General features: G+C 70.2%; 10 protein-coding genes. 7 read left to right on the top strand and 3 right to left on the bottom strand.

Annotated features, from left to right (window positions below):
- Positions 1-9 precede the first annotated feature (9 nt).
- The 5 genes from CEQ11_RS08200 to uppS all read left to right on the top strand — a co-directional run bounded on the left by CEQ11_RS08200 (position 10) and on the right by uppS (position 6078).
- On the top strand, positions 10-1341 hold the full coding sequence (locus CEQ11_RS08200) for a hemolysin family protein (RefSeq protein WP_088478289.1): 1332 nt from the start codon (positions 10-12) through the stop codon (positions 1339-1341).
- Complete coding sequence (era, locus tag CEQ11_RS08195) at positions 1338-2333, top strand: GTPase Era (protein WP_102957510.1); 996 nt, start codon at positions 1338-1340, stop codon at positions 2331-2333. The genes CEQ11_RS08200 and era overlap by 4 nt, the downstream gene beginning before the upstream one ends.
- A 265-nt stretch (positions 2334-2598) precedes the next feature.
- Positions 2599-4335 (top strand): 2-isopropylmalate synthase, encoded by a 1737-nt coding sequence (gene leuA, locus CEQ11_RS08190; RefSeq protein WP_088478288.1) that lies wholly within the window; start codon positions 2599-2601, stop codon positions 4333-4335.
- A 5-nt stretch (positions 4336-4340) separates the two neighbouring features.
- Positions 4341-5210: a DNA repair protein RecO gene (gene recO, locus CEQ11_RS08185; protein WP_088478287.1), complete on the top strand. Its 870-nt coding sequence runs from the start codon at positions 4341-4343 to the stop codon at positions 5208-5210.
- Positions 5211-5223: 13 nt separating this feature from the next.
- The gene (gene uppS, locus CEQ11_RS08180; RefSeq protein WP_088478286.1) at positions 5224-6078 is read left to right on the top strand and encodes a polyprenyl diphosphate synthase; all 855 of its coding nucleotides are present in this window, start codon (positions 5224-5226) and stop codon (positions 6076-6078) included.
- Between the two features lie 3 nt (positions 6079-6081).
- Here uppS and CEQ11_RS08175 read toward each other — a convergent pair whose 3' ends face one another.
- Together CEQ11_RS08175 and CEQ11_RS08170 are read right to left on the bottom strand one after the other, a co-directional pair.
- Entirely contained in the window at positions 6082-7176 is a 1095-nt protein-coding gene (locus CEQ11_RS08175; protein ID WP_102957509.1) for an alpha/beta hydrolase, read from the bottom strand.
- Positions 7177-7203: 27 nt separating this feature from the next.
- On the bottom strand, positions 7204-8178 hold the full coding sequence (locus tag CEQ11_RS08170) for an IS481 family transposase (RefSeq protein WP_088478831.1): 975 nt from the start codon (positions 8176-8178) through the stop codon (positions 7204-7206).
- A 158-nt stretch (positions 8179-8336) separates the two neighbouring features.
- Here CEQ11_RS08170 and CEQ11_RS08165 point away from each other — a divergent pair, with 158 nt between their 5' ends.
- Positions 8337-9464, top strand: a complete 1128-nt coding sequence (locus tag CEQ11_RS08165) for a quinone-dependent dihydroorotate dehydrogenase (protein WP_088478285.1) — start codon at positions 8337-8339, stop codon at positions 9462-9464.
- Between the two features lie 193 nt (positions 9465-9657).
- Here the strand turns inward: CEQ11_RS08165 and CEQ11_RS08160 are convergent, their stop codons facing one another.
- On the bottom strand, positions 9658-10272 hold the full coding sequence (locus CEQ11_RS08160) for a DUF3043 domain-containing protein (protein WP_088478284.1): 615 nt from the start codon (positions 10270-10272) through the stop codon (positions 9658-9660).
- A gap of 103 nt (positions 10273-10375) precedes the next feature.
- On the opposite strand from CEQ11_RS08160, the gene CEQ11_RS08155 reads away from it, so the two are divergent.
- Positions 10376-11782: a dipeptidase gene (locus tag CEQ11_RS08155; RefSeq protein ID WP_088478283.1), complete on the top strand. Its 1407-nt coding sequence runs from the start codon at positions 10376-10378 to the stop codon at positions 11780-11782.
- Positions 11783-11889 lie beyond the last annotated feature (107 nt).

Below are 11889 nucleotides of genomic sequence, written 5' to 3'. Positions count from 1 at the left end.
CGAACCGCCGTGATCACTCCCGTCATCCTGGTCGTCGCCTTCGTCCTGTTCATCATCCTCACCTGGGTGCTGGCCCTGGCGGAGTCGGCGTTCACCTACCTCTCGCGCAAGGACGCTGAGGAGATCGCCCGCGCCAGTGGGAAGTCCACGGCCCTGGAGGTGCTGGCCGAGCTGCCGGCGCACATGGGCTCGCTGCGCTTCTGGCGCCTGCTCACCGAGTCGTTGGCCGCCGTCTGCATCACCATCGCGATGGTGGAGTTCACCGGCATCTGGTGGGCGGCGCTGCTGTCCGCGGCGCTGCTGGTGGTGGTGGTTGCCGGCCTGCTGGGCGTGTGGTCCCCACGGCCGATCGGCTCCCGCAACGAGGCCGCCGTGGCCAAGCGCACCGGCGGCATGGTCCGCGGCCTCACCAGGGCCCTCGGCCCGCTGTCCCGCCAGCTGGGACGGGACCGCCGCCGCCCTGAGCTCGAGGTGGACGACGAGGACGACTTCCAGGAGCGCCACCTGCGCGAGGTGGTGGCCCGGGCCCACGACGCGGACGTCCTGGCAGACTCCGAGGCCGAGCTGATCCAGTCCGTCTTCACCATGGGGGACACCCTCGTGCGCGCCGTGATGGTGCCGCGCACGGACGTGGTGACCATCGACGTGGAGCACAATCTCCGCCAGGCCATGCAGCTGTTCCTGCGCTCGGGCTTCTCCCGCGTGCCGGCGGTCGGGGAGGACGCGGACGACGTGCGCGGCATGCTCTACCTGAAGGACGTCACCCGCGCCCTGCACAAGGACGGTGTGGACCCGGAGACCTGCGTGTCCGAGCGGATGCGGGACGTGCGCTTCGTGCCGGAGTCCAAGTCCGTGGCGTCCCTGCTGCAGGAGCTGCAGCGCGAGTCCACCCACGTGGCGATCGTGGTGGACGAGTACGGCGGGACCGCGGGCCTGGTGACGCTGGAGGATCTGATCGAGGAGATCGTCGGCGAGATCTACGACGAGGACGACCGCCAGGACCAGCCCGAGGTGGAGAAGGTCGAGGACGGCGTCTACCTCGTGGACGCTCGCATGAACGTCTCGGACTTCGCGGAGGAGTTCGACGTGGACCTGGACGACGAGGAGGATGTGGACACCCTCGGCGGCCTGCTGGCCAAGCACCTGGGCCGCGTCCCGATCCAGGGCTCCGAGGTGACCGTCCAGGGCATCGTCCTGCACGCCGAGTCCCTGGAGCCGCGCCGCAACCGCGTGTCCCGGCTTCGCGTGACCGAGACCGAGGACCGCCCGCTGCGCTTCCGCCAGCGTGAGGACGAGCAGGACACCGAACCCGGCCAGACCGCGACGAAGGAGCATGCATGAGCCGCAGGGACCGCAGGCAGGATCGTGAGGCTCCGCTGCTGGATGTCAGCGGGGTGGACCCGGAGTTCCGCTCCGGCTTCGTCTGCCTGGTGGGCCGGCCGAACGCCGGCAAGTCCACACTCACCAACGCGCTGGTGGGGGAGAAGGTGGCGATCACCTCCTCGAAGCCGCAGACGACGCGACACACCATCCGTGGCATCGTGCACCGGGACGAGTTCCAGCTGGTGCTGGTGGACACTCCCGGCCTGCATCGTCCGCGCACCCTGCTGGGCGAGCGGCTCAACGACCTCGTGGCGGAGACCCTCAACGAGGTGGACGCCGTGGGCATGTGCATCCCGGCTGACGAGGCGATCGGCCCGGGCGACCGGTTCATCGCCCAGCAGCTGAGCTACCTCAGGCGCACGCCTGTGGTGGCGATCGTGACGAAGACGGACAAGGTCTCCCCGCAGCAGCTCGCCGAGCAGCTGCTGGCCGTGACGGCCCTGGGCGACGAGGTGATCGGTCCGGAGAACCAGGGCGAGGGCTTCCGCGCCGTCGTCCCCGTCTCCGCCGTGCAGGGCCGGCAGGTGGCGGACGTGGAGACGGTCCTCGGCGACCTGCTGCCGAAGGGTCCGCCGCTCTACCCGGACGGCGAGCTCACCGACGAGCCCGAGGCCGTGATGGTGGCCGAGCTGATCCGCGAGGCTGCCCTGGAGGACGTCCGGGACGAGCTGCCGCACTCCGTGGCCGTGGTGGTCGAGGAGATGGCCCCCCGCGAGGACCGGCCGAAGGACCGGCCGCTGGTGGATGTCTGGGCCTCGCTCTACGTCGAGCGGGACAGTCAGAAGGGCATCATCATCGGCAGGAAGGGCGCTCGCCTGCGCAAGATCGGCCAGGACGCCCGCGCCGGCATCGAAAGGATGCTCGGAACCGACGTCTACCTGGATCTCAGGGTCAAGGTCGCGCGGGACTGGCAGCGCGACCCGAAGCACCTGCATCGACTCGGCATGTGAGTGTCTGAAGCCTGTCCGGGCCCTCGCCCGGGCGAGGCTCTCCCGCCGGGGGAGGGCCGTCGTCGTCTTTACCCACTTTCCGGACGTGTCCGTCCACCCAGTGAGACCCCCGCGTGTCACAGGCGCGACGGACGCCGCGGATGGGTGTGGAATGGGATCAGGAGGGTGGGGCTGCCCATCCGCGCCGTCCACCCGCCCCGTCACCGGCACACCCGCCGGCGGCGGCCCACAGGCCACCAGACACCGAGTCGAGAGGTGAGGCGCCATGCGCAACGTCCAGAAGCCGTCCGGCATGAAGGTCGGCAAGTACGCCCCGTACCTGGATCAGTTCACCATCGACCTTCCGGACCGCACCTGGCCGGACAAGGTCATCACCTCGGCACCCCGCTGGTGCGCCGTGGACCTCCGCGACGGCAACCAGGCCCTCATCGATCCGATGGGACCCGAGCGAAAGCTGCGCATGTTCCAGCTCCTCGTGTCCATGGGATACAAGGAGATCGAGGTCGGCTTCCCGTCCGCCTCGCAGACCGACTTCGACTTCGTCCGCCAGCTGATCGAGGGCGACCACATCCCGGACGACGTCACCATCCAGGTCCTCACCCAGGCCCGCGAGCACCTGATCGAGCGCACCTTCCAGTCCCTCGAGGGCGCCAAGCAGGCCATCGTCCACCTGTACAACGCGACCTCGGTGCTGCAGCGCCGTGTGGTGTTCCGCCAGGACGAGGACGGCATCGTGGACATCGCCACCCAGGGCGCCCGCCTGGTGAAGAAGTTCGAGGAGCAGCTCACCGGCACCCAGATCACCTACGAGTACTCGCCCGAGTCCTACACCGGCACCGAGCTCGAGTTCGCCCGGCGGATCTCCGACGAGGTCGCCACGGTGCTGGAGGCCTCCACGGACCGCAAGATGATCCTCAACCTGCCGGCCACCGTGGAGATGGCCACCCCCAACGTGTACGCCGACTCCATCGAGTGGATGCACCGCAACCTCGAGTGCCGCGAGAACGTCATCCTCTCCCTGCACCCGCACAACGACCGCGGCACCGGCATCGCCGCCGCCGAACTCGGCTACATGGCCGGCGCCGACCGGATCGAGGGGTGCCTGTTCGGCAACGGCGAGCGGACCGGCAACGTGGACCTCGTGGCCCTCGGCATGAACCTGTTCAGCCAGGGCATCGACCCGCAGATCGACTTTTCGGACATGGACCACATCAAGCGGACGGTGGAGTACTGCAACCAGCTGCCCGTGCCCGAGCGCACCCCCTGGGGCGGCGACCTCGTGTTCACCGCCTTCTCCGGCTCCCATCAGGACGCCATCAAGAAGGGGTTCGAGGCCATGGAGCAGGATGCCGCTGCCGCCGGGAAGGACCTGGACGAGATGCTCTGGCAGGTCCCGTACCTGCCCATCGATCCGAAGGACATCGGCCGTTCCTACGAGGCCGTCATCCGGGTCAACTCGCAGTCCGGCAAGGGCGGTGTGGCCTATCTGCTCAAGACGGAGCACAACCTGGACCTTCCGCGCCGAGCGCAGATCGAGTTCTCCCACGTCATCCAGTCCCTCGCGGACTCCCAGGGCGGAGAGGTCTCCGGCGACGACCTCTGGGACGTCTTCCAGGACGAGTACCTGCCCGCCGAGGACGAGGCCGGCCGCTGGGGCCTCTATCACCTCGGCACGGTCCAGACCGAGTCCCCGGCCGAGGGCGTGTTCTCCATGACCGTGGAGGTGGAGCGGGAGGGACAGTGGTCCACCCGCACCGCCACCGGCAACGGCCCGATCGCCGCCTTCCTCAGCATGCTGGCGGAGGACGGGGTGGACGTCCGGGTCCTGGACTACTCCGAGCACGCCCTGTCCGAAGGCGGCTCCGCCATGGCCGCCGCCTATGTGGAGGCCGCCATCGGCGACCGCGTCCTCTGGGGAGTCGGGCTGGACCACAACACCACCCAGGCCTCCCTGAAGGCCGTGGTCTCCGCCGTCAACCGCGCCCTGCGCGACCAGGCCTGAGCCCCATGAGGACAGGCTCCTCCGCCGCCGCACCGGGTGAAGGCGGCGGCGGAGCCGTGTCCCGGCGCGGCAGTGCACGCAGCTCCCGCGGACCCGGAGGCGGCTACACCGCCAATTCCTTCCGCACCGAGGGCATCGTGCTGCGCACGCACAGGCTCGGCGAGGCAGACCGGATCCTGGAGATCCTCACCCCGGACCACGGCATCGTCCGTGCCGTCGCGAAGGGGGTGCGGCGCTCCACCTCCCGCTTCGGATCCGTGGTGGAGCCGTTCATGCACTCCACCCTGCAGATCGCCCGTGGCCGCAAGGACCTCCACACCGTCTCCCAGGCCCAGCTGATCACGCCCTACGCCACCTGGTTGGCCGGGGACTATGAGCTGTTCTCCCTCGCCGCGGCCATGGCCGAGACGGTGGAGCGCGTCACGGCCGTGGACGCCGACGGCGCACAGGCCCAGTTCCGTCTGTTCCACGGCGCCCTGGCTGCCCTGTCCCGACGACGGCACACGCCTTCCCTGATCCTGTCCAGCTTCCTGCTGCGCACGCTGAGCGCAGCGGGCTGGGCACCGTCCTTCACCGACTGCGCCCGCTGCGGGGCACAGGGCCCCCACCGCTCGCTGACCATCGCCCTGGGCGGCATGGTCTGCGAGGACTGCCGGCCGTCCGGCTCGTCCCGGCCGGCCCCCGAGACCGTTGGGCTGCTGGCGGCGCTCCAGGTGGGGGACTGGGGCGTCGCGGACGCCGCGTCGGACCTCGCCGTGCGGGAGGCCGCCGGTATCGTGGGCGCGTACCTGCAGTTCCACGTCGAGCGCCGGCTGGTGTCCCTCACCGTGCTCGAGCAGATGGCTCAGGCCGCACCACCTGCACCGCCTCGATGAAGGACCAGCACCGATGAGCCCCGTCCGCCGCGACCCCACCGTCTCCAGCCCCGCCGGACGGGAGCGGGCCATCGTGACTCCTCCGGCGCACCCCTCCGGAGCGCGGCCGCCGGCACTGGACCGGAGGTTCGTGCCGCAGCACGTGGCGATCGTGATGGACGGCAACGGCCGCTGGGCGAACGAGCGCGGCCTTCCCAGGACCGAAGGCCACCGCGCGGGTGAGGCCGCCCTGCTGGATGTGGTGGCCGGCGCCGTGGAGCTGGGCATCGGCCACGTCTCCGCCTACGCCTTCTCCACGGAGAACTGGAAGCGCTCCCCGGAGGAGGTCCGCTTCCTCATGGGCTTCTCCCGGGACGTGCTCCGCCGTCAGCGGGACACCCTGCACTCCTGGAACGTGCGCATCCGCTGGAACGGCCGCACCCCGCGGCTGTGGAAGTCCGTGATCAAGGAGCTGCAGACCGCCGAGGAGCTGACGAGGCACAACACCGGCACCACCCTGCACATGTGCGTGAACTACGGCGGCCGCGCCGCCATCACCGACGCGGTCAGGGCGATCGCCGAGCAGGTGGCCGCCGGCGACCTCACGCCCGAGGGCATCCGCCAGGAGACACTCACCCGCTACCTGGACAAGGACATCCGCGCAGGGGTGCGGGGGAGCCGGCCGACCCCGGACGTGGACCTGTTCCTGCGCACCTCCGGCGAGCAGCGCCTCTCCAACTACCTGCTCTGGGAGTCTGCCTACGCCGAGCTGCTGTTCATGGACATCCTCTGGCCGGACGTGGATCGCCGCACCCTCTACGAGGCCGTCGAGCTCTATGCCCGCCGTGACCGCCGCTACGGCGGCGCCGTGGACAAGTCCCGGACGTGACCGTCAGCCCCCGTAGGCCCGCAACCACTGCAGGACATCCGCAAAAGCCTGGTTGCGGATGACCTCGGGGGAGGCGAAGACGTCATGCAGCGCGTCCGGGTAGCGGTTGATCGTCACTCGGCGGCCCAGGCGCAGGGCGCGTTCTGCCATGGTCTCAGGCTCCAGCACGATGTCCGCGGTCTTCATCTCCTCGGAGAACTTCGCGCCGCGGAAGCCGCGCTCGGACACCAGGGTCAGCACCGGCTCCTGGATGTCCAGCCCGGCCTTCACCTGCGCGTGGCCCACCAGCACCGCTCCCAGCCAGGCGGCGGGCACCTCGAAGGAGGTCTTCGGCCGCCACAGCGGGTGCAGGTCCCACTCACCCTCCGCCTCCGAGGACAGCGTGCGCCAGTAGAAGTCGATCTTCGGCAGCTTGAGCATGGCGTAGGGCTGACGACTCGCCACCGGGTCCACGATCGTCTTGGCCAGATGCCGCACCCACGTGGAGCCCTGCATCTCCAGCCACGGGCTGTTCAGCACCAGCGCCCGGATGCGCCCGGGGTTGCGCTCGGCCCACAGCGAGGCGACCAGCCCGCCGGTCGAGTGCGCCACGATGATCGGCTTGTTCTCGTAGGTCCGGCCGATCTCGCCGAGCGCGGTCTCGATGTCCGCGTCATAGTTCAGCAGGGAGTCGGTCCACCCGGGGGTCTGCCCCTCGCGCAGGGAGCGTCCGTAGCGGTGAAGGTCCATGGCGTGGAACGCGTAGCCGGCATCCTCGAAGGCCTTCGCGGCCGGCTCGTTGTAGAAGTAGTCGGCCCACCCGTGGATGAGCACCACCGGCGTCCGCGACCGGTCCCGGTCACTGGCGACCGGCCGGACGATCGTGACGAGGTTGGTGCCCTGATCGTCCTCGGACACCGCGAAGGTCTTCGCCTCGAACCCGTCCATGACGTCCGGCTCCCAGTCACCGCCGGGCTCCGTGGTGAGCAGCGCCGGCAGCTCCGGCGTGCTGCCGTCCGACCCGCGCGGGTCGGGGGAGAGCGTCTCCTCTTCGGAGGCGACCACCGGATCCGGTGCGTCGGACGGAAGAGGGGGGCGGCCGTCGTCGGGAAGGGTCATGGGATCCAGCCTAGGTGTACTCGGCCATCACGTTGATGACACTCGTTGAGCGGGAGTCTTGCCTCCAAGCGCGGTGTGGCCACGCTCAGTGTTGTACTCATGGAGCCACCGGGCAAGGGCGTCCGTGCGTTCAGTATTCGAGGCCCAGACCTGGCTGTAGGCCCATTCCTGCGCCAGCGTCCGGTTGTACCGCTCGACCTTGCCGTTCTGCCACGGGCAGTGCGGCCGGATGAACTTCTGCCGTGCACCCAAAGCTGAGACCGCTTCCTTGAACGCCTGCGAGTTCTTGTACGCCAAGGCGTTGTCCGTCATGACCCGTTCGATCCTGTCGATGCCGTGCTCAGCGAAGTACACCGCGGCCCGGGCCAGGAACCCGGCGCACGTGGGCCCGGTCTCATCCGGCAAGGCCTCGCTGTACGAGAGCCGGGAGCAATCGTCGACCATCGAGTGCACATAGTCGTACCCGATCTTGGGTCGACGTCCTTTGAGCGGAGCGGTAGCCGCCCTGCCATGCGCACGCCACCCGCCCCCGTCCGGGATCTTCCCGATCTTCTTCACGTCTACGTGCACCAACTGGCCAGGACGGTCTTTCTCATACCGGTGAGTGGTGGCCTTCGAAGAACGGATCACTTCCCCGGTCACCGGATCAAGACAGGCCAGGGCAGGCATCTGGTGACGGGCCAGGATCCGGTTCACCGTCCTGGCCGGGACCCCGACTCTGGTGCTGATCCAGTCCTGACCCCGCCGGTGCGTGCTGCGGGCCTGAAGGACTTGCTGTTCGGTCTGGGCGCTGGTTCTGCTCGGACAGTGGTGAGGCCTGCTGGAACGATCCTGCAGCCCGTGTTCGCCCTCGGTGCGGTAACGGGAGACCCACCGGTGCGCGCACTGACGCGAGATGCCCATCAAGGCCGCGGCGTGGGCCACGGGCATGCCCTCTTCCAGAACCCGGTGGACCAGTAGCGTCCTTCCATACAGGGTCAACCGGGCGTTAGCGTGGGACATGAGAACCTCCGTGGTGATTGGGATGCCGTTGACAAGCCCCACTTCACCCGGAGGTTCTCTTCATCGTCAACGGACTATCTGTCACCAACGTCATGGCCGAGTACACCTAGGCGCGGCACGCCGCCGAAGCCCGGGGTGGGACGTGGGATGATGGACACATGCAGATGCCTTCCGTGAAGACCGGGATCGAGAACCTGCTCAGCTCGAGCCTGCCGCGTGTCTACCCGCCCTTCTTCAACGCCGTGTTCTCCGGCATGGATGCCGAGGAGGCGCACGAGAAGGGCGTGGCCGGCATCCGCGCCGCCGAGCGCACCGGCGCCTCCGCAGTGCTCCGCTCCGCGTTCCGCCCGGACCCGTGGCTCGCTCGCACCGTGATGGGCCTGCGCTTCCCGACCCCGTTCGGCCTCGCCGCCGGCTTCGACAAGCACGGCCTGTGCACCACCGCGTTGGCGGACCTCGGCTTCGGCCACATCGAGGTCGGCACCGTCACCGCCCAGGCCCAGCCCGGCAACGAGAAGCCGCGCCTGTTCCGCCTGGTGGAGGACAAGGCCGTGGTCAACCGCATGGGCTTCAACAACGAGGGCGCCGCGGCGGTCGCCCCGCGCCTGGCCGCCACCCGCGCCACCCTGCAGCGCCGCTTCGGGCAGAACCGTCCGATCCTCGGCGCGAACATCGGCAAGACCAAGGTGGTCGAGCTCGCCGACGCCGCCGCGGACTACCGCATCTCCGCCCGTCTGCTCTCCCCGCACGCCGACTACCTCGCCGTGAACGTCTCCTCCCCGAACACCCCGGGCCTGCGCCAGCTGCAGGAGATCGCCACCCTCGAGCCGCTGCTGCGCGCCGTCCGCGAGGAGGCCGACGCAGCCGTCAGCGACCGCCACCTGCCGCTGCTGGTGAAGATCGCCCCGGACCTCGCGGACGAGGACATCGTGGCCGTCGCGGACATGGCCCGCCAGCTGCCGCTGGACGGCGTCATCGCCACGAACACCACCATCGGCCGCGAGGGGCTCAAGACCGACGCCGCCGAGGTGGAGAAGCTCGGCGCCGGCGGCCTGTCCGGCGCGCCGCTCAAGCAGCGGTCGCTGGAGGTGCTGCGCCTGCTGCGCGCCCAGCTGCCCAAGGACGTCGCCCTGATCAGCGTCGGCGGCGTCACGACCGCGGACGACGTCGCCCAGCGCCTCGAGCTCGGCGCCGACCTGGTGCAGGGCTACACCGCCTTCCTCTACGAGGGCCCGTTCTGGGCCGGCCGCATCAACGCCGGCCTCGGCAAGCGCCTGCGCGGCTGAGCCGCCCTGCGGCTCGCTTGCGGACCGGCCGCGCGAGGCTGGGCCCGACGACCGTCCTCCAGCCGCCCGACGCCCACGGCGAGCCGCCCCCGGAAGGGGAGCGGCCGTCGTCGGGAAGCAGGCAGAGACACACGAAGGGGCGGTCCCGAGAACGGGACCGCCCCTTCGTGTGTCCGGCGTGTGCCGGAGAGGATCAGGCCGGGTAGTGGCCGCGCGTGACCTGCGGCTTCGGCAGCCGCAGACGACGGAACTGCAGCGCACGCATGATCGCGTACATCTTGGTGCCCGGCTCGGCCGTGCCGAACTTCGCCTCCAGCGCCTTGCGGACCTTGGAGCCGAGGATGATCGAGTCCACGATCACCAGCGCCACCAGGGCGTACAGCGAGTACATCAGCACCAGCTGGAACTCACGCCCCGGGATGAACATCAGCAGGATGTAGAGGAACACCACCGGCAGCAGGAACTCGCCGATCGACCAGCGGGCGTCCACGTAGTCGCGCACGAAGCGCTTCTGCGCGCCGCGGTCCCGGACGGGCAGGTGCCGCTCGTCGCCGGTCTCCAGCGCCTGGCGCATCTTCGCGCGCTCGGCGGCCATCGCCTCCCGGTCCGCCCTCTTCGCGGCCTTCCGGTCCTGAGGCACCAGCGGTCGACGGCGGGCCGCCTCCTGGTCCTTGCGACGCGGGGTCGGCACACCCTTGGGCTTGGAACGGTCGCGACGGGCGGGCGACTCGTCCGTGACGCCGGCCGGCTCGGTGCCGTGCGTCGGGGCAGTGCTGGACTTCTCGGAGGTCTTCTTGCGGCTGAACACGGGCCCCAGTCTAGGCGCGCGGTGCGCACGGGCCGCGCAGGGCCACGCGGCCGCGGCGGCGGGTGCATCGGCCCGGCGGCCCCGTTTCGATAGTGTGAGCCCCATGACCGCTCAGATTCCCGCCGCCTCCGAGCTCGATCCCGCGCTCGTCGAGAAGATCACCGCCGCCGTCGACGCCCAGTTCGACGAGACCGTCACCACTCTGTCCGACCTCGTGTCCATCGGCGGCATCGCCTGGGACTCCTTCGACCGCTCGCTGCTGGAGCAGTCGGCCCAGAAGGTCGCCGAGCTCGTCAGCGAGCTGGGCCTGGAGAACGTGCGCATCGTCACCGAGGACCGTGAGGACGGGCAGCCCGGCGGCCCCGCCGTCCTCGGCCACCGCCCCGGTGCCGAGGGCAAGCCCACCGTGCTGCTCTACGCCCACCACGACGTGCAGCCTACGGGCGACGAGTCCCTGTGGAACACCCCGCCGTTCGAGGCCACCCGCGTGGGCGACCGCCTCTTCGGCCGTGGCGCGGCGGACGACAAGGCCGGCATCATGCTCCACCTCGCCGCGTTGAAGGCCCTGCAGACTGCCGTCCCGGAGGCCGGCGTGGGCGTGCGTGTGTTCGTCGAGGGCGAGGAGGAGGCCGGCTCGCCGACCTTCCGCACCTTCCTGGAGAACCAGAAGGCCGACCTCGAGGCCGACGCGATCGTGGTGGCCGACTCCGCGAACTGGTCCGTGGGCGAGCCCGCCCTGACCACCTCGCTGCGCGGGGTCGCCGACGGCACCGTCACGGTCCGCGTGCTGGACCACGCCGTGCACTCCGGCATGTTCGGCGGCCCCGTCCTGGACGCCGTCACCCTGCTGTGCCGGCTGATCGCCACCCTGCACGACGAGCAGGGCAACGTGGCCGTCCCGGGCGTCGGCGCCCAAGTGCAGGCGGACGTGGACTACTCCGAACAGACCTACCGCACCGACGCCGGCGTGCTGGACGGGGTGACCCTGGCCGGCTCCGGCTCCCTGGCCGACCGCCTGTGGAACGGCCCCGCCCTGTCCATCATCGGCATCGACGTGCCGAGCGTGGACACCTCCTCCAACACCATCCAGCCCTCCGCCCGCGCCAAGTGGTCGCTGCGCGTCGGCCCGGGCGTGGACCCGGAGCAGGCCTACGAGGCCGTGACCTCCTACCTCGCCGAGCAGGCGAAGACCGTCCTCGGCGCGGAGATCACCTTCGAGAAGGGCCACTTCGGCCAGCCGTTCGCCACGGACACCTCGGACCCGATGGCCGCTGCCATGATGGAGTCCTTCCACCAGGCCTGGGGCGTGGAGCCCAAGGCCACCGGACTGGGCGGGTCCATCCCCTTCACCGCAGATCTCAACGAGGTCTTCCCGGAGGCCACCATCCTCATCACCGGCGTCGAGGACCCGGACTCCCGCGCCCACTCCGCCAACGAGTCCCTGCACCTCGGCGACTTCCGCAACGCGATCCTCGCCGAGGCCCTCTGGCTCGCCCGCCTGGGCGCCTGAGCCCGCATGCCCGCCGTCCTGCCCGCCCGGCCACAGCACCGGGCGGGCCGGATGCGGACGGCGGGCGGCCGTCGTCGGGAATCAACCGGCGACCGGTACCGTTCACA

The organism is Micrococcus sp. FDAARGOS_333 (assembly GCF_002206575.2).
Lineage (GTDB): Bacteria > Actinomycetota > Actinomycetes > Actinomycetales > Micrococcaceae > Micrococcus > Micrococcus lylae.
Note: the sequence above shows the minus strand (reverse complement) of the source record. Positions and strands in the feature narration are given on the sequence as shown.